Annotated in this window: 18 protein-coding genes; 13 read left to right on the forward strand and 5 right to left on the reverse strand. The window is 67.0% G+C overall.

Translation table 11 applies throughout. The features are described 5' to 3' along the window. Positions 1-198 precede the first annotated feature (198 nt). Positions 199-906 carry an NUDIX hydrolase gene (locus JQN66_RS14455; RefSeq protein WP_188947275.1) on the forward strand — a complete coding sequence of 236 codons (708 nt, stop codon included), beginning with the start codon at positions 199-201 and terminating at the stop codon, positions 904-906. An 18-nt stretch (positions 907-924) separates the two neighbouring features. Here JQN66_RS14455 and JQN66_RS14460 read toward each other — a convergent pair whose 3' ends face one another. Further along, positions 925-2,061: an acyl-CoA dehydrogenase family protein gene (locus JQN66_RS14460; protein WP_188947274.1), complete on the reverse strand. Its 1,137-nt coding sequence runs from the start codon at positions 2,059-2,061 to the stop codon at positions 925-927. A 316-nt stretch (positions 2,062-2,377) separates the two neighbouring features. Between JQN66_RS14460 and JQN66_RS14465 the strand changes: the two genes are divergently transcribed. After that, a complete protein-coding gene (locus JQN66_RS14465; RefSeq protein ID WP_188947273.1) occupies positions 2,378-2,755 on the forward strand; it encodes a YidH family protein in 378 nt (125 codons plus the stop codon). A gap of 4 nt (positions 2,756-2,759) precedes the next feature. After that, positions 2,760-3,089 (forward strand): DUF202 domain-containing protein, encoded by a 330-nt coding sequence (locus JQN66_RS14470; protein WP_188947272.1) that lies wholly within the window; start codon positions 2,760-2,762, stop codon positions 3,087-3,089. A 150-nt stretch (positions 3,090-3,239) separates the two neighbouring features. Here JQN66_RS14470 and JQN66_RS14475 read toward each other — a convergent pair whose 3' ends face one another. After that, the gene (locus tag JQN66_RS14475) at positions 3,240-3,614 is read right to left on the reverse strand and encodes a winged helix-turn-helix transcriptional regulator (RefSeq protein WP_204675649.1); all 375 of its coding nucleotides are present in this window, start codon (positions 3,612-3,614) and stop codon (positions 3,240-3,242) included. An 85-nt stretch (positions 3,615-3,699) separates the two neighbouring features. Here JQN66_RS14475 and JQN66_RS14480 point away from each other — a divergent pair, with 85 nt between their 5' ends. The 7 genes from JQN66_RS14480 to JQN66_RS14510 all read left to right on the forward strand — a co-directional run bounded on the left by JQN66_RS14480 (position 3,700) and on the right by JQN66_RS14510 (position 10,312). Continuing rightward, complete coding sequence (locus JQN66_RS14480; protein WP_204675650.1) at positions 3,700-4,308, forward strand: NAD(P)-dependent oxidoreductase; 609 nt, start codon at positions 3,700-3,702, stop codon at positions 4,306-4,308. 148 nt (positions 4,309-4,456) lie between these two features. Beyond that, positions 4,457-6,118, forward strand: coding sequence for an ABC transporter substrate-binding protein (locus tag JQN66_RS14485; protein ID WP_204675651.1), 1,662 nt, complete (start codon positions 4,457-4,459; stop codon positions 6,116-6,118). 7 nt (positions 6,119-6,125) lie between these two features. Beyond that, positions 6,126-7,058, forward strand: a complete 933-nt coding sequence (locus JQN66_RS14490) for an ABC transporter permease (protein ID WP_204675652.1) — start codon at positions 6,126-6,128, stop codon at positions 7,056-7,058. Further along, positions 7,055-7,852 (forward strand): ABC transporter permease, encoded by a 798-nt coding sequence (locus JQN66_RS14495; protein WP_204675653.1) that lies wholly within the window; start codon positions 7,055-7,057, stop codon positions 7,850-7,852. The genes JQN66_RS14490 and JQN66_RS14495 overlap by 4 nt, the downstream gene beginning before the upstream one ends. Then, positions 7,849-9,477, forward strand: coding sequence for a dipeptide ABC transporter ATP-binding protein (locus JQN66_RS14500; RefSeq protein WP_204675654.1), 1,629 nt, complete (start codon positions 7,849-7,851; stop codon positions 9,475-9,477). Before JQN66_RS14495 ends, JQN66_RS14500 begins: the two co-directional genes overlap by 4 nt. A 105-nt stretch (positions 9,478-9,582) precedes the next feature. Next, a complete protein-coding gene (locus JQN66_RS14505; protein WP_204675655.1) occupies positions 9,583-9,945 on the forward strand; it encodes a hypothetical protein in 363 nt (120 codons plus the stop codon). Beyond that, complete coding sequence (locus JQN66_RS14510; RefSeq protein WP_204675656.1) at positions 9,923-10,312, forward strand: hypothetical protein; 390 nt, start codon at positions 9,923-9,925, stop codon at positions 10,310-10,312. Before JQN66_RS14505 ends, JQN66_RS14510 begins: the two co-directional genes overlap by 23 nt. A gap of 88 nt (positions 10,313-10,400) precedes the next feature. On the opposite strand, the gene JQN66_RS14515 is transcribed toward JQN66_RS14510, so the two are convergent. Continuing rightward, positions 10,401-12,089, reverse strand: coding sequence for a long-chain-fatty-acid--CoA ligase (locus JQN66_RS14515; protein WP_204675657.1), 1,689 nt, complete (start codon positions 12,087-12,089; stop codon positions 10,401-10,403). A gap of 154 nt (positions 12,090-12,243) precedes the next feature. Between JQN66_RS14515 and JQN66_RS14520 the strand changes: the two genes are divergently transcribed. Then, positions 12,244-13,230 (forward strand): DNA topoisomerase IB, encoded by a 987-nt coding sequence (locus JQN66_RS14520; protein ID WP_204675658.1) that lies wholly within the window; start codon positions 12,244-12,246, stop codon positions 13,228-13,230. A 28-nt stretch (positions 13,231-13,258) separates the two neighbouring features. Here the strand turns inward: JQN66_RS14520 and JQN66_RS14525 are convergent, their stop codons facing one another. Continuing rightward, a complete protein-coding gene (locus tag JQN66_RS14525; RefSeq protein WP_204675659.1) occupies positions 13,259-14,251 on the reverse strand; it encodes an Lrp/AsnC family transcriptional regulator in 993 nt (330 codons plus the stop codon). 114 nt (positions 14,252-14,365) lie between these two features. Between JQN66_RS14525 and JQN66_RS14530 the strand changes: the two genes are divergently transcribed. Continuing rightward, positions 14,366-15,835: an MFS transporter gene (locus JQN66_RS14530; protein ID WP_204675660.1), complete on the forward strand. Its 1,470-nt coding sequence runs from the start codon at positions 14,366-14,368 to the stop codon at positions 15,833-15,835. Positions 15,836-15,838: 3 nt separating this feature from the next. Beyond that, positions 15,839-17,041 (forward strand): amidohydrolase, encoded by a 1,203-nt coding sequence (locus JQN66_RS14535; protein ID WP_204675661.1) that lies wholly within the window; start codon positions 15,839-15,841, stop codon positions 17,039-17,041. 143 nt (positions 17,042-17,184) lie between these two features. Here JQN66_RS14535 and JQN66_RS14540 read toward each other — a convergent pair whose 3' ends face one another. Then, a complete protein-coding gene (locus JQN66_RS14540) occupies positions 17,185-17,397 on the reverse strand; it encodes a hypothetical protein (RefSeq protein ID WP_204675662.1) in 213 nt (70 codons plus the stop codon). Positions 17,398-17,418 lie beyond the last annotated feature (21 nt).

The following is a 17,418-nucleotide window of genomic DNA, read 5'->3' on the forward strand; positions in this document are numbered from 1 at the left end:
GGGCTTTCCCTCTTTCAATCGACGGCAGGCTGCGATGACGCCAGGCATTGCCGGCCCTGACGGCGCGATGGCGTGCGTCACACTCTATGCACGCCGCCCCTTGCTGGCAAGAGCCCCTGTTGCGATAGCAGGGCTTGATGACGCATGAAAGTCCGTGCCGTTGGCTCGTCACGGCCGATACAGGACATACTGGGGTTCATGACGACGAAGTCCTTTTTCGATCCTGCCGTAGAGGTTCCCATCCGCCGCGCCGCCAGCGTGCTGCTGCTGCGTGCAGCGGACATCGGGTTCGAGGTGTTCATCCAGCACCGGGTCAGCACCATGGACTTCGCCGCGGGCATGGTCGTGTACCCCGGCGGCCGGGTCGACGCGCAGGACACGGAGCTGGTGCGCACCGGTGCGATCGATGCACGGCTTCTGGCCGAGCAGGCTCAGCGCTGGAAGCACTCCACCGTTTGGGACGAGGGTGAACAGCAGGCGCCCTTCCGGGCCGGGGAAATGCTGGCCGCCGCCCGCCGCGAGGTGTTTGAGGAAACCGGGTTGCTGCTTGATCCGGAACAGTTGCGGCCCTGGGCGAACTGGGTCACCCCGGTAGGCTACCCCAAGCGCTTCGACACCTATTTCTACACCGCGGTGCTGCGCGAGGACCAGGAGCCGCGCCACCAGACCACCGAGGCAGTGATCTCCAACTGGATCCACCCCGAAGCCCTGTTCGCGGCCTTGGAACGCAAGGAAATCAAGATGATGCGCCCCACCCAGCGCACCCTGCTGGACGCCATGGAGCTGGGCTCCATCGCGGCGCTGGGGAGTTTCGACCGGGAGATCATCCCGGTGCATCCCACCGGGAAGGACACCAATACATCCACGCCGGTGCTTGATGCCGAGCTGCGCCCGCGGCAAGACTGAGCCGCGGGCGCCCGGAGGCTACTTGTCGACCAGGCCGCGGCCCACGATCAGCGACATGATCTCGTTGGTGCCTTCCAGGATCTGGTGCACCCGCAGGTCACGGACGATCTTCTCCAGCCCGTAGTCGCTGAGGTAGCCGTAGCCGCCATGCAGTTGGATGGCGCTGTTCGCCGCCTCGAAACCGGCATCCGTGGCGACCTTCTTGGCCATGGCGCACAGCCTGACCCGGTCAGGCGCCTTCGCATCCAGCGCGGCGGCGGCCCTGCGCAGCAGCGACCTGGCGGCTTCCAGCCCCATGTCCATCTCGGCCAGCTTGAAGACCAGCGCCTCCTGGCGGGTCAGCGGCCCGCCGAAAGCCTGGCGTTCCTTGAGGTATGCCGCGGACTGCTCCAACGCATGTTGCCCGCCGCCCAGCGAGCAGGCAGCGATATTAAGCCGTCCGCCGTTCAGCGCCTGCATCGCCATGGAGAATCCCTGGCCTTCGGCGCCGAGCAGGTTGCCCGCCGGGATGCGCACCCCGTCCATGATGACCTGCCGGGTGGGCTGCGCCTTCCAGCCCATCTTCTTCTCGTTCGGGCCGAAACTCAGCCCTTGGCTGTCCCCCGGAACCAGGAAGGCGCTGATGCCGCGTGCTCCGGTGTCCTCGGTGCGCGCCATGACGATGTAGAGCGCCGAGGTGCCGGCGCCCGAAATGAACTGCTTGACCCCGCTGAGCACGTACTCGTCACCGTCCCGGCGCGCGCGCGTGGTCAGCGCCGCGGCGTCCGAACCGATCCCGGGTTCGGTCAGGCAATAGGAACCCAGATTCTGCATCGCGGTCATCGCGGGCAGCCACTGGGCGCGTTGCTCCGGGGTGCCGAAGTGGTCGATCATCCACACCACCATGTTGTGGATGGAAATGTACGCTGAAATCGTCGGGCAGGCCTTGGCCAGTTCCTCGAACACCAGGATCGCGTCGCTGCGGGTCAGCGCCGAGCCGCCGAACTCCTCGCCGGCGTAGATTCCGCCCATGCCCAGTTGGCCTGCTTCGGCCAGCACATCGACGGGGAAATGCTGGCGCTCATCCCAGTCCAGTGCATTCGGGGCGATCCGGGTGGTGGCAAAATCGCGGACCATTTCCGCGAGCGCCTTCTGGTCTTCAGTAAGTTCGAGCATGTTTGGCTCCTGACTCAAGCAGGCGTCATTGGTGTGGACGCCTGACCGCTACATATGTGACTCACACTACACCGATTCAGGTCCTTGGCGCGGGCTGGCACCCACGGTTTCGCGCACCGCCGAACACACGGGAATTCCGCGGAATTCCACGGCCCGGCAGGCCGTCGCAAACAAGATTTCGAGGGGGTTTTGGACGTAGTCTTGGAAGAGCAGTAAACCCCGCGGCGGCCAGTGCCGGCACGGGGTCGGATCTGAAGATTTTCCGCGGCCAGCACCGGCGTTTTCCGGGCGGAGGCCGCCGCGCGCAAGGATGCCCATGACCCAGAATGACCGCAGCAAACTCGCCCGGACGCTGCTGCCCGAAGGCAGCGAGCCCGATCCGCGATTCACGCTGGCCAACGAACGCACCTTTCTGGCCTGGATCCGCACCTCACTGGCATTCCTGGCCGGAGGCATCGCCCTGGAGGCGTTCACCGCCGGGGCGTTCCCGGGGCCGGTGCGCACCGTTCTGGCTTTTTTCGTAATCGGGGTGGGCATGCTCATCGCACTGGGCGCCGGCGTGCGCTGGGTCCGGGTCGAACGCAGCATGCGCACCGGGAAGCCGCTGCCGCTGCCTGCGATCGTGCCGCTGCTCAGCCTGGGTGCGATCGCCGGAGCCGTGGCGGCGATCGCCATGGTCCTGCTGGGAAGGTAGCGGAATGAAGGAGCAGTTCCCGCTCACCGACCCGGGCTTGCAGCCCGAGCGCACCGTCATGGCCTGGGCCCGCACGCTCGTCTCCTTCCTGGTGGTCTGCGGGGTGTTCCTGCGCTGGGCCCCGCACTACGGCACCGGGGTGCTGGTCCTGGTGGGCATCGCCGTCTGCACCGCCGGAGGCATCTACCTTTCGCAGCGCCGCCGCTATTCGCGGATGGCGCACGGCGTGAAAAACGAACGCATCCATGCCGACGTGGCGGCGGTGCTGGTCATGACCGGCGCGATGCTCGCCCTGGGCGGCAGCGCCATCGTGCTGGTGGCGGTGGGTCTCTGAGATGATCAACTGCACGCTGTGGCCGCCGCAGTGCCTCATCGCCGTGACGCCGATACTGCCCCTTGGACAACGCCGGGACCGCAGGGCTGGAAGTTTTCTCCGCTAAAGCCGCCGGGCGGTACACCGGATCCGGCGTTCCAGTCGGGTCGCCTATTCATGACGGGCGCGGTCGAACTCGTCGCGGGCGCGCAGCACCCCGGGCACGTGCTCCTCGGACCAGAGCCGGATGGCCTCCAGGGGGCCCAGGAGGCTGCGGCCCACCTCGCTCAGTTCGTAGTCCACGCGCACCGGAACCTGGGCAGTGACGGTGCGCAGCAGCAGGCCGTCGCGCTCGAGGGTGCGCAGCGTGCTGGTGAGCACCTTGGGGGTCACCGCGCCGATGCGCTGGCGTAACGCGGAGAAACGTAGCGGCCCGCCGGCGAGCGCCAGCAGCACCAGCGGGGTCCACTTGTCGCCCAGTCGCTGCATGATTTCACGCGAGGGGCAGCCCTGCACAAACACGTTGAAATCCCGGTCGCTTTCCATGGGGAAACCTAGTTTCGTTGTAGTGTCCAGTATCCAAAAGATACCATTGAGCTGAATTCACCTTCAACGAAAGGCATGGACCTCCATGAAGATTGCAGTCTACGGAGCCACCGGCATGGTCGGCAGCCAGATCATCGCCGAGGCGGCCGCCCGCGGCCACGAACTCACCGCGGTCACCCGCTCGGGCAAGGAGGTGGACGGGGCCGCCGCCGTGGCCGCGGACCTCGGCGACACCGCCGCCTACCGCCAGCTGGGCAAGGCCAACGACGTGGTCGTCATTGCCGTGCCGCCATCGCGCACCGGCGGGGACCACCAGGACTACCTGGATGCTTTCGAGGAGATCACCGAGACCCTGACCGACGCCCGGCTGATCGTGGTCGGCGGCGCCGGCGCGACCGAGGTCGACGGCGTGCGCCTGTTCGACACCGAGGGCTTCCCGGAAGAGTACAAGGCGGAGGCGCGCACCTGCGGCGAGGTGTACGACATGTTCACCTCGGTCTCCGGCATCACCTGGACCGTCGCCGCCCCGGCCCCGGTCATCGCCCCGGGCATCCGCACCGGCAGCTACACGCTGGGCACCGATTCGCCAGCCGGCGGCTTCGTCTCCACCCAGGATTTCGCCGTGGCGATCCTGGACGAGATCGAGACCCCGGTGCATGCGAACCGCCGCATGACCGTGGCCAGCGAAAAGTAGGTCGCGGCTCCGCCCGCACGCCGCCCCGGGGTGTGAACTGGCTCGCAATGGCCGCTTCGCCCGGCACCAAGAGTGTCGCCGCAAGGCCCGGGTGGCTAGGCTGGTAGATGGTCATCTCCCATCCATCCAATGAGGTAAGTTTCAGCCCATGCAAAGAAACCAGCGCGCCCGCCGCCTGCTCTCCAGCGCCGCGGCCTTCGGCATCGCGTCCATCGTCTTGGCCGGATGCTCTTCGTCCTCTGGCACCGGGTCCGCGCAGGACGCCACCCCGGTATCCGGCGGCACCCTGGTCTACGCCTCCGGCGACGCGGAGCCAAGCTGCCTGGATCCGCATGTCGGCGGAAACTACCCGCAGGCCCTGGTCGCCAGCCAGTACCTGGAGTCCCTGTTCACCAAGGACTCCGAAGGCAAGATCATCCCGTGGCTGGCCGAATCCACCGAGGTTTCCGAGGACGGGCTGACCCGTACCATCACCCTGCGCGAGGGCATCACCTTCACCGACGGCAGCGAGCTGACCGCGCAGGCCATCAAGGCCAACATCGAGCACCTGCAGGATCCGAACACCGCCTCCTCCACCGGCTACCTGGCCGTGGGCAAGGTGGACCAGGTCAAGGTCCTCGACGAGCGCACCGCCGAGCTGAAGCTCTCCGCCCCGGACAACGCGCTGCTCGAATCGCTGTCCATGCCGTGGACCGCTATCCAGTCGCCCGCCGCGCTGGAGCGCGACCAGGCCACCAACTGCGCCGCCCCGGTAGGCACCGGGCCGTTCAAGGTGCAGTCCTGGGAACACCAGCAGGCGGTGAACCTGGTGCGCAACGAGAACTACGTGCCGCCGGTGGCCGATCCTTCCCGCACGCAGCCCACCGCCTACCTGGACGGCATCACCTGGCGCTTCATCCCCGAAGCCGCCACCCGCTACGCGGCGCTGGCCTCCGGCGAGGTCGACGTGATCGACAACGCCCAGCCGGACACCATCGCCTCCGCCGCGCAGGGCGGCACCCTGGGCCACCTGGACGCCCCGCGCCCGGGAGCCTCCAACCGCCTGGAACTGAACAGTTCCAAGGCCCCGTTCAACGACGCCAAGGTGCGCGAGGCGTTCATCCGCTCGGTGGACGTCAATGCCGGCATCACCTCGCTGTTCTTCGACACCGCCAAGCGCAGCTACTCGCTGCTCTCCAGCGTGGAACCGCTGGGGATCTCCGATGAAGCGCTGTTCACCGCCGATCCGGCCAAGGCCAACTCCCTGCTGGACCAGGCCGGCTGGACCGAGCGCGACGCGGAAGGCTACCGCGCCAAGGACGGCAAGCGCCTGTCCGTCACCTTCCCGGTGTCCACCAACCAGTCGGTCCCGGCCGAGCAGTCGCTGTTCGAGCAGTTCCAGGCCTCCGCGAAGGCTGTGGGCTTCGAAGTGAAGATCGAGCTGCTGGACTTGTCCAGCTGGTACGGAGCCCTGGCCGAGCACGACTATGACCTGGTCTCCGCCCCGTACACCAAGGTCGGCCCGTCCGTGCTGCGCATCCTCTACCACTCCGATTCCACGGTTCCCGCGCCATCGGGCTACTTCGCCAACAACGCCCAGGTCAAGAACCCGGCACTGGACAAACTGCTGACCGAGGCCGAGCAGACCGACGACGAGGCGCAGCGCGCCCAGCTCTACGCGCAGGCGCAGAAGATCGTGCTGGAAGGCTACTACGTGCTGCCGCTGTACGACCAGCAGAACCACTTCCTGTACGGTGCGCAGGTCAAGGGCATGGGCGCCACCACCTCGGTGTCCTCCCCGATCTACACCGACGTGTTCCTGGCCAAGTAACACGCCCATGGGAACACTCGGCTGGGCCGCCAGGAAGCTCGGCGGGGCGCTGGTGGTGCTGTGGCTGGTGGCCACCGCCATCTTCATCGGCATCCGGCTGATCCCCGGCGACCCCGCCAAGGCCATCATGGGCGGGCCCGGCTCCCAGGCCTCGGCGCAGGCGCTGGACGCCGCCCGCGCCGAATTCGGTCTGGACCAGCCGGTGGCCGTGCAGTACCTGATGTTCCTGGGCAAGCTGGCGCGGCTGGACTTCGGCACCTCCTACGCGCTCAAGCGCCCGGTGACCGACGTGATGGCCGAGGTGTTGCCCAAAACCATCATCCTGGCCCTGCTGGCGCTGGCCGCCGCCTGGGCACTGGCGCTGCTCTTCGCCGCGCTGGCCATGCGGGCCAACCGCTTCGGAGCCTGGCTGGGCGGCATGGTGGAGATCGTGGCCGCCGCCGTCCCGCACTTCTGGCTCGGCGCGGTGCTGATCATGGTCTTCTCCTCCGCCCTGGGCTGGCTGCCCGCGGTGGACAACGGCACCGCGGCCGGGCTGGTGCTGCCGGTGCTGACCCTGGCGCTGCCGCTGGCAGGCTTCCTCACCCAGCTCATGCGCGATTCGCTGGCCACTGCCATGTCCAGCCAGTTCGCGCTGGCGGCCCGCGCCCGCGGCGAAAGCCGGCTGGCGGTCTTCTGGCGCCACGGCCTGCGCCATGCCTCGCTGCCGGCGCTGAACCTGACCGGCTGGGCGTTCTCCTCCCTGCTCTCCGGCGCGGTGGTGGTCGAGGTGATCTTCGCCCGCCCCGGGCTGGGACGCTCCCTGCTCTCCGCGGTGCTGGCCCGCGACATCCCCATGGTCACCGGCCTGGCGTTGTTCTCCGCGCTGGTCTACATCCTGGTCATGGCGCTGACCGAAGCCGTTCAGCGCGCCATCGACCCGGCGGGAGCCGCCTCATGAGCCGGCTGTCAAAGATCCTCGCGTGGCTGTTCATCGCCTTCTGGGCGCTGACCGCCCTGGCCCCGGCGCTGATCGCCCCGGGCGACCCGCTGGCCATCAACCCCGCCCAGGCATTCCAGGCGCCGGGCGCCGGCCATGTGTTCGGCACCGATGAATCCGGGCGGGACATCTACACCCGCGTCATCCACGGCGCCGGCGATTCGCTGTTCATCGGCCTGGCCGCCACCGCCGTGGGCATGGGGCTGGCCATCGTGCTGGGCACCCTGGCCGCCATGGCGCCGCGCTGGCTGGACGGGATCATCCTGCGGGTGCTCGAAGCGCTCTACTCCATCCCCTCGTTGCTGCTGGCGCTGCTGATCATCGCGTTCACCGGACCCGGCGTGGGTCCTGCCATCATCGCGGTGGGGCTGTCCACTGCGCCGGGCTACGCGCGGCTGGTGCGCAGCCAGATCCGCACGCTGAAGAATTCCGAAATGCTGGAAGCGGCCACCGTGCTGGGCCGCGGCACCTGGCTGAAGATCCGCAACCACCTGGTGCCCAACGCGCTCAAGCCGCTGCTCGCCCTGGTCACCCTGGGTATCGGCCAGGCCGTCATCTGGGCCGCGGCGTTGTCCTTCCTGGGGCTGGGCACTCCCCCGCCGGCGCCCGAATGGGGCGCCATGCTTTCGGCCGGGCGCACCTACCTGCACCTGGCCTGGTGGATGAGCTTGTTCCCGGGACTGGCCATCGTGGTCGTGGCCGCCTGCGCCACCCTGATCGGCCGGGCTCTGGGCGGAAAGGCCAGAACCATATGAGCATCGAGTCCCACTCCGCCCGGCAGGAACCCGCACCGCTGATCACCGTCTCCAACCTCTCGGTCCGTTTCGGCACCGACGTTGCGGTGCAGGACATCTCCTTCACCCTGTCCGCGGGACGCGCCCTGGCGCTGGTCGGCGAGTCCGGGTCAGGCAAGTCAGTGACCGCGCGCAGCCTGCTGGGACTGTCGGGCGGCACCGTCACCGCCAAGACGCTGCGGATCTGCGGCCACAACGGCCTGGCGCTGCGCGACCGCCAGTGGCAGGGCATCCGCGGCAATGCGGTGTCCATGATCCTGCAGGATGCGCTGATGGCGCTGGACCCGCTGCGCCCGGTGGGCCGGGAAATCGGCGACGCGTTGAAGGTCCACGGCTCGAACTCCCGCGCCGAGCGCCACGCCAGGGTCATCGATACCTTGAAGCGGGTGCATATGCCGGATCCCGAACTGCGCGCGCGGCAGCGTTCCACCGAACTGTCCGGCGGCATGCGCCAACGCGCGCTGATCGCACAGGCGCTGATCGGCGACCCCCAGGTGGTCATCGCCGACGAAGCGACCACCGCACTGGATTCGAAACTGGCCGCCCTGGTGCTGCGGCAGCTGAGCGAGCTGAAGGAACAGGGCCGCGCGGTGCTGATGATCAGCCACGACCTGGCCCAGGTCGCTCACCTTGCCGATGAGATCGCGGTGATGCGCCGCGGGAAGATCGTGGAGCACGGGCCCGCCGCCCGGGTGCTGGAAGATCCGCAGCACGAGTACACGCGCACGCTGCTGCGGGCAGTTCCCTCCGGCGTCCCGCGTTTTGTCCCGCTTTCCGCTTCCCCGGCGCCTGCCGCGCCCACGGCCGTGGCGGCCGATGCCGCAGACTCGGCGCCGGCACTGCGCGCGCAGAATCTGTCCATGTCCTTCGGCGGCCGCCGGGCCGTGGACTCGGTGTCCTTCGAGCTGCCCCGCGGCACCACGCTGGGTATCGTCGGAGAATCCGGGTCCGGGAAAACCACCACCGCACGCATCGTGCTGGGACTGCAGAAACCCGACACCGGCCAGGTCCAGCTGCTGGGCCAGGAGTTCGCCCCGCGCAAGGAGTCGCAGCGCCGGGAACTACGCCGTGCCATGGGCGCGATCTACCAGAACCCGCTGGGCTCCTTCGACCCCCGCTACACGGCCGGCCAGCTGCTCGCCGACGCCCTGAGCGAGGGCAAGTCCAAGCGCGTGGCCGGCGGATACCGCGATGAGGTGGCGCAGCTGCTGGAGCAGGTGGAACTTGATCCCGCACTCGCCTGGCGCAACCCGCGCGAGCTGTCCGGCGGCCAGCGCCAGCGCCTGGCCATCGCCCGGGCGTTGGCTCCCCAGCCCGCGGTGCTGGTGCTCGACGAGCCGGTGTCCGCCTTGGACGTGTCGATCCAGGCGACGGTGCTTGACCTGCTGGACCGCATCCAGCAGGAAACGGGAACCAGCTACCTGTTCATTTCCCACGACCTGTCTGTCATCGAACACATGAGCGACCGAGTCGCGGTGATGACCCGGGGGCGGATCGTGGAGCAGGCAGATACCGCGCAGATCTTCGGGGACCCGCAGCATGAGTACACCAAGTCACTGCTCTCGGCGATGCCGCGGCTTCGCTAGCGGGTTTCCGGCCGCCCACCTGCGCGGCGGCATGTAGAGCGAGCCATAGGAGAGACATGAGTTCTAGCTGCTTGGCTTTGGCCAATCAGGAAAGGAGATCGAACGATGAACGATTCAATCGCAATCAAATTCTGCGTCACGGCCCTGCGCACAGATCAGGAACAGCTGGAGGTCGCAAGACGCCTGATCGATTTGGTGCAGCGTTCCGACCTGGATGACCATGTGGGAGTCTGGATGCAGGGCACCGCGCCACAGCTTAGCGTGCATGCCCATTCCGAGCCCGGATACACCCCCGAAATCCACCGAGATTGGATTGACGACATCGAAGAACAGCTCAGCGAGCTGACAAGGAGCCATATTCCACATGCTGAATTCGTTGCGCGCATTGCTCCGGAAAGCCTCATCTGCCGAATACCCTTCCCCCACAGCTCGGATCGAAACAACCATGCACACCTCCACCAGCGCTGATGGAACGACGATCTATCGAGGGTTGGACATCAGTTCTTCCTCGTACCGCTGGGACAGCATCACCGCCGAGCACTTGGGCTATTGGATCAATCGATTGCCCCACCTGCGAACCCCGTTCCTGACCATTGCCAAGCCCCGGCCGGGAGTGGAGCACCCGGAATTCGTGCAAACCTACTGGGAGTCCGGTCAGGAATTCACCTTCGAGTGGTGGAACTACTCCCGACCCGGCCTGCATCGCGTGTGCACCGTAAGATCGGCACAACGGCTGGTCCAGCTGATCCACAGCTGGCTGGATGGCGATGACAGCCAGCTGGAGAACGAGCAGTGGGCCGAAGAATACTTCAAGGTCAAGATCCGTAAGCGCTGAGCTGCCAAACCAGCTTGCGGTTGCTGGAGAGATAGCGCAGCAGGGCCGCAGGGTTGCTGCTCCTGGCTATCCCCTCGATGGGCCTGCATCAGATGGAATCGACCAGGCCCTCCTTGACCTGCTTGCGCAGGATCTTGCCCAGCATCGAGCGCGGCATCTCGTCGATGGCGAGGATGCGCTTGGGCACCTTGTAGGCGGCCAGCAGCTCGCGGCAGTGTTCGCGCAGCGCTTCCTCGTCCAGGGCCGCGCCCTCTTCCAGCTGGACGGCGGCAACCACCATCTCGCCACCGCGGGCCAGCGGCTTTCCGAAGGCGGCGGCGTCGGCGACGTCCGCATGCTGGCGCAGCGCGATTTCAACCTCGGTCGGCGACACGTTGAAACCGCCGGTGATGATCAGTTCCTTGGCGCGGTCCACCATTGTGGCGAAGCCCGCCTCGTCCACGGCGACCACGTCGCCGGTGTGCAGCCAGCCGTCCGCGGTCAGGGTTTTCGCGGTTTCCTCCGGATTGTTCCAGTAGCCCCGGAAGACCTGCGGCCCCTTGATCAGCAGCTCGCCGGGCTCGCCCTGAGCCACTTCACGGCTCGGGTCGTCCACGTCGACAACCTTCATCAAGGTGGAAGGGAACGGCACCCCGATGGTGCCGGTATGGCGGCTTGGGTGGAACGGATTGCCCATGGCGACCGGCGAGGACTCGGTCATCCCATAGCCCTCGACTAGCAGGCCGCCGGACATGGATTCCCACAGCTCCACCACGTGGTCCGGGAGGTTCATGGCGCCGGAGATGCAGTATTTGGCGCTGGCCAAGGACATGCCGCGCTCCTTGGCGGCCAGAGCGGTGCGCTCGTAGATCGGCGGCACCGCGCAGTACACGCTGGCCGGGGACTTCTTCCACGCGTCCAGGATCATGTCCGGGTCGAACTTCGGGAAAAGCACCAGCAGGCCCTGCTTCTTCACTCCGAAGGTCAGGTACAGGGTCATGCCGAAGGCATGGAACATCGGCAGGATCGCATAGAGGATTTCCTTGCGCTCCTGCGCCCCGTGCATCCAGGCTTCGCCCTGCAGGGCGTTGGAGTACAGGTTGAAGTGGGTAAGCATGGCGCCCTTGGGACGCCCGGTGGTGCCCGAGGTGTACTGAATGACCGCGAGATCCTGAACCTGCGGGTACGGATGCGCCGAATCCAGCGGCGAGGCCTTGAGCAGCTCCTTGAAGGCGAGGGTGCCGCGGGTGCGGGTGGTCAGCGAGTTCCTGGTGTCGCGCAGCTTCTTCACCGGGAGGCTCAGCGCCAGGCGCTTGACGGCGGGGAAGGCCTCCAGCAGGTTCACCGCGACGATCGCGTCGATCTGGATGTCCTTCGGGAATTCCTGGACGTGCTCGACCACCTTGTCCCAGGCGATGACCACGCGCGCCTGGTGGTCCTCGAACTGGTGGCGCAGTTCGCGGGAGGTGTACAGCGGGTTGTGCTCGACCACCACGGCGCCCAGGCGGAGCACCGCATAGAACGCGATGACGTGCTGCGGGCAGTTGGGCAGGATCAGCGCCACGCGGTCACCGGCGCGCACGCCGAGTTTGCGTAGCCCTTCGGCGGCACGCTGGACCTGCTCGCCGAGCTGCCTGTAGCTCATCCGGCGGCCGAAGAATTCGGTCGCCGGACTGGAACCGGCTTCGATGACCGAGCGCTCGAACATGTGGCTCAGCGATTCGGTGGGCAGGGTGATTTCGGCGGGGACGCCGGGCTGGTAGTTGGCGGTCCAGGCGGGTGCGGATGAATTCTCCATGCTTTAATCATGCCCTGTCCGGCATCCACCGAAAACTTCGGCGGCGGACGCGGTCCTCGATCCCGCCTTGGAATTCGCCGAGCCGGGTACCTCCGGCGTCCATGATTTTCTTAGGGTATTGCCACGCGCAGGAACAACATTGAGGACGGGGCGCATGGCACGCAAGGATCGGCTCCCGATCATCCGCAAGGGTGCAGGCCGCGGCTTCTACTACGAGCAGGACTCGCAGAGGATTACGGACGAGCAGGAACTGTCCCGCATCAAGGGACTGGCCATTCCTCCGGCGTGGAACCAGGTGCGGATTGCACGCAGTCCGCGAGCCAAAGTGCAGGCTGTCGGCGTGGATGCGGCAGGACGCACCCAGTCGATCTACAACCCGGTGTTCAGGGCTCGCCAAGACGAAGCGAAATTCGCCCGGATGCTGGAGTTCGGTACCGCCCTGCCGCAGCTGCGCGCCCAGGTGCGCAAAGACCTCCGTCGGCGTTCGGCCAACGAGCAAAAGGTCGCGGCGGCGGTCATCGCGCTCATTGACGAGCATCTGCTGCGGGTCGGTACGCCAGCCCGGTCCGGTGCGGGTGTCTCCTTCGGTGCCACGACCCTGCGCCGCAAGCACGTCAAACCTGCCCGTGCATCGTTGAAGTTGGAGTTCACCGGAAAATCGGGGCAGCCCCAGTCCATTCGTGTGAGCAATCCCAAGCTGATGCGCATCCTCGAGGAGCTGAAAGACATGCCAGGCCACGAACTCTTCCGATTTCTCGATGAGAACCACCATGCGCACCGCATGGATGCCGATCGGGTGAACAGCTACCTGCGCCAGGCCATGGGCGGGCCTTTTACGGCCAAGGACTTCAGGACATGGGGCGGCACGACCTGCGCATTGCAGGCGATGCTGGAAGTCCCGGGCACCGCCCCGCAGCGCCCGGAACAGCTGGCCAAGCACGCGGTGGAAACGGCCGCCGCGAAGCTCGGCAATACCCCGACGATCGCCCGGGAATCCTACATCGATCCAAGGGTCCTGCTCTTGTGCGAGGAACCCGAGCGGCTGGATCGGCTGCGTCGCTCGTACCGGCAGCTGAAGACCCGCCATCACTTGAATCCTGCAGAACGCTGCCTGTTGCGGGTGCTGCGCACGGCGCCCTAAGCCATCTGCAGCTGCTCGGCCTCCCGCGCTAAAGGCGAGTGCGTCCCATCGAGCGGCCCTGATCGTCGAGAATCTGGCCCATCTGCTTGACCGTACGCAGCACCACCGAACGGTCGCTGATGAGCAACCCGGCCAGCCGGATCTCCAGGGCCTGTTCAAGCCGCTGCACCTCGCTGAGGTCCCTAAGCCACACGTCCATGATCAGATCGTGCGGGCCCACGGTGTGGGAGACCAGCCGGACCTCCGGCAGGTTTTCCAGTCTGCCGGCAATTCCTTCCAGCTTGGTGGCCGGGACACGCAGGAAGTGCCAGGCGCTGACCGGCCATCCCGAGCGCGACCGGGCCAGATCCGTGCGCTGGATGAGCGCTCCGCTGCGCTGCATCAATGCCAGCAGCTCACGGATATGCCGCGGGTTCTGATCCAGTTCGGAAGCAATCCTGGTTGCGCTGGCTCGGCCGTCCCGATTCAGCAGGGCCAGCATTGCCCGTTCGAGCTCCGGGTTGCGGGTCGCGGAACGGCTGGTGGCAGGTAGCGGCAGGCCCGCGACGCGCGCGCTTTCGTGGGCGTCCAGCGCGCGCACCCGCCAGGAACGCCCGTCGATGAGGGTGCGGGCGATGGGATGGCTGCGCACCGAGGCCACGGATGGCACCTTGGGCAGCTCGTCGAGAAGGTACTTTCCCAGTGCGTGCGAGTCACTCGCCGCGACGGTTGCCACGATGTCGCGGCCTCCGGCGGTCAGGTCGACCGCGATGGCCTCCGGGGATTCGGCCAGCGCGAGCGCGACCTGCGTGTTGGCTCCGGAGTGGCAGTTGATCTCCACCAGCGCTGCCGCTTTCCAGGCATTCCAGTCGAAGGTCGTGATCCATGCGATGCCGTGCTCGGACAGCTGCTGCCAGCGCCGGTTCAGCGTCGCCGCGTCCGCGCCGAGAATCGGGGCCAGCTGGGTCCACGGGGCGCGCGGGCGGATTTGCAGGGCGTTAATAATCCGCAGATCGAGAGCATCAACCGAATATTCCTGCAAAATGACTCCTAAATCGTCTACTTTCAAGCATAGTGCGTAGAAACTTGGCAGGTATTTATAGCTTTATCTCGGCTCGAACAACTCGCTGCCTTCATTGAAGTATCGGATCATCAGATGTCATCAACAACTCGCACCACCAGGAAGGTGGCCGGCGGCGCCGTCGGATTCCTGGTCGTCATGGAATTCGGTTCCGGCCTGCTGCAAGGCTGGTTCCCTCCCCTGCTCTCCCGTATCGGCTCGGATTTCGGCGCGGAAGCCGCGGCCCTGAACTGGGTCATGGTCATCTACCTGCTGATGACCGTTGCGTTCGTGCCCATCATCGGCAAGCTCGGGGACCTGTACGGGCACAAGAAGATGCTGCTGATCACGGTCTGCCTGGTCGCGGCCGGTTCGCTGCTGGTGGCTTTTGCTCCGAGCTTCACCTGGCTGCTGGTTGGCCGCGCGCTGCAGGCCCCGCTGGGCGCCTTCCTCCCGCTGGAATTCGCGATCGTGCGCAGCCGGGACGAGGAGTCGGCCGGACGCAGCATCGGCAAGCTCGTGGGCGCTTTGACCCTGGGCGGCGCGCTGGGCGCCATGTTCTCCGGCGTGCTGCTGTCCGCTTTTGACGACTTAACCCTGGTGCTGCTGGCACCGGCGCTGTTCCTGGTGTTGTGCATTCCCGTGGTGGCCTGGCTGGTTCCCGAGTCCAGCACCCGCACGGCCGGAACGATCGACTGGGCCGGCGCCGTGCTGCTGACCGCGGGCCTGCTGTCCGCCCTGTTGGGCATCTCCAACGCCGCGATCCGGGGCTGGGATTCGGCCGCCACGTGGGGCACCATTATCGGCGGCCTGGTCTTGCTGGTGCTCTGGGTGCGCGTGGAAGGCCGCGTGGCCTACCCGCTGATCGACCTGAAGGTGCTCACCGGCACCGGCATCGGCCTGCCGATTGTCGCCGCGGCGTTCTTCGGCGCCCAGATGTTCGGTTCGCAGACCGCCGGGTCGCTGTTCATCATGACCGACCCGAACACCTACGGTTTCGGCCTGGGGCTGGGCAGCTCGGCCATCGGCCTGCTGTTCCTGGTGCTGGCGCTGATGACGTTCATCGGCACCACCCAGGCCGACCGCATCGGCTCGAAGATCGGTGCGCGTGCCGCGATCATCGCCGGCTCGGTGCTCTCCGCGGTGTCCTTCGGCGGCATGATCCTCATGGCGGACAACGCCACGGCCTTCATGGTGTCCATGGCCATCGGCGCCTTCGGCAACGGCCTGATCCTCGGCCTGCTGCCGGCCATCGTGGTGCGCAAGTCCCCGGCTGATTCGGTGGCCATCGCCTCCGCGCTGTACAACACCACCCGCACCGCCTCCGGCTCGGTCTCCGGCGCCGTGTTCGCTCTGGTGATGTCCTCGGCACTGGTGACCGTCACGGTGGACGGCACCTCGAGCACGGTGTCGGCCGACAGCACCTACGTGGCCGTCTGGATCATCTGCGCCGTGCTGTCCCTGGGAGTGGCCCTGCTGGTCCTGCGCTTCCGCGACACCCCCACGCCCTCTGGTGCCCCGGCGCATTCGACCCCCGTAGCGGCCGCACCGGCCGAAGGAGAGTAACTCATGGAACTGGCCACCACTTCACCCACCGCCCAGCGCCTGCAGCAGGCCGTGGCAGCACACAGCCAAACCCTGCTGGGCCTGGCCGCGGCCCTGCACGCCGACCCGGAAACCGCGTTCACCGAGCACCGCTCGGTGGCCCGCGTGGCTGCCCCGCTGGAACAAGCAGGATTCAGCATCCAGCTCGGTGGATACGATCTGGAGACCAGCCTGCGCGCGGAATTCGGCAGCGGTTCGCTGACGGTGGGCATCTGCGCTGAATACGATGCGCTGCCGGGGATCGGGCACGCCTGCGGGCACAACATCATCGCCTCCGGCGCCGTCGGAGCCGCGCTGGCGCTGGCGCAGGTGGCCGAGGAGCTGGACCTACGTGTGGTGCTGCTGGGCACCCCGGCCGAGGAAGACGGCGGCGGCAAGGAACTGATGCTGCGCGCCGGGGCCTTCGACGACGTGGACTTCGCCATCATGGTGCACCCGACCCCGGGCATGGACATCGACTGCACCGGCACCTCCTCGCAGGGCTGCGACCGCTTCAAGGTGCACTTCACCGGCGCCGCCTCCCATGCAGCGGCCGCCCCCTCGCACGGGGTTAACGCTTCCAATGCCGCGACCATCGCCCAGGTGGCCATCGGCCTGCTGCGCCAGCAGCTGCCCGACGGCATCCGCATCAACGCAGTGGTACTGTCCACCCGGGCGGTCACCAACGTGATCCAGGCGCAGGCCAGCCTAGAGATCGAGGTCCGCGCCCACGACGCCGCGCTGCAGCAGGAGGTCAAGGACAAGGTGCTGCGCGCCTGCCGCGGCGCGGCTCTGGCCAGCGGCTGCGAGATGGACTGGGAGCAGTCCTGCCCCGCCTACCTTCCGGTGCTGCAGGACGAGCGCATCCTTTCCCGCTGGAACAACTCACTGCGCGCCACGGGCAGGAACTTGCTGCAGCTTCCGGCAGGCAGCGCCGGCGGAGGCTCCACCGACATGGGCAACGTGTCCCAGTACCTGCCGGCGATCCACCCGGTGATTGCCGTGCTGGACGCAGTCGGCATGCCGCACACCGCCGCGTTCGCCGCGGAGACCTGCTCGGCCGGCGCCGACCAGGCGGTGCTTGACGCCGCGGTGGCGCTGGCCGGCACGGCAGCGGACGTCGCTGCCGATACCGAGCTGCGCCAGGCGCTGCTCCAGGAACGTCGGGAGCGCAAGCCCCGCGCCTGATCCTCCCCGCATGTGCCCCACCATCGCAGACCCCCAACTGCCGTGGTGGGGCACTTTTTGGTCGCCCCACTCCCGGCATGTTTCAGCAACAATTCAACAGGATTGAAAATATCGCTGTCCTGGAAGTCGATGGGAGCCTAGCCTCAGGCAAGAAGGACTTGATTCTCCGCTTTTCCCCGCGAATGCGACTGCACCATCTGACCGTAACCATGGCCGCCGAGCCGTTCCGCATCAAGGAACTGTCCCCAGTTGAACTGCTGGATGCCGTGGTGCAGCGCACCGTCGAGGTCGAGCCGACCATCAATCTGGGCGGATACCCGTGCGGCGGCAAACGCCCTGCGCAATTCCGGTGTCATGCCCGAAGAAGTGTCCACCGG

The sequence above is a fragment of the Glutamicibacter protophormiae genome, assembly GCF_016894325.1.
Lineage (GTDB): Bacteria > Actinomycetota > Actinomycetes > Actinomycetales > Micrococcaceae > Glutamicibacter > Glutamicibacter protophormiae.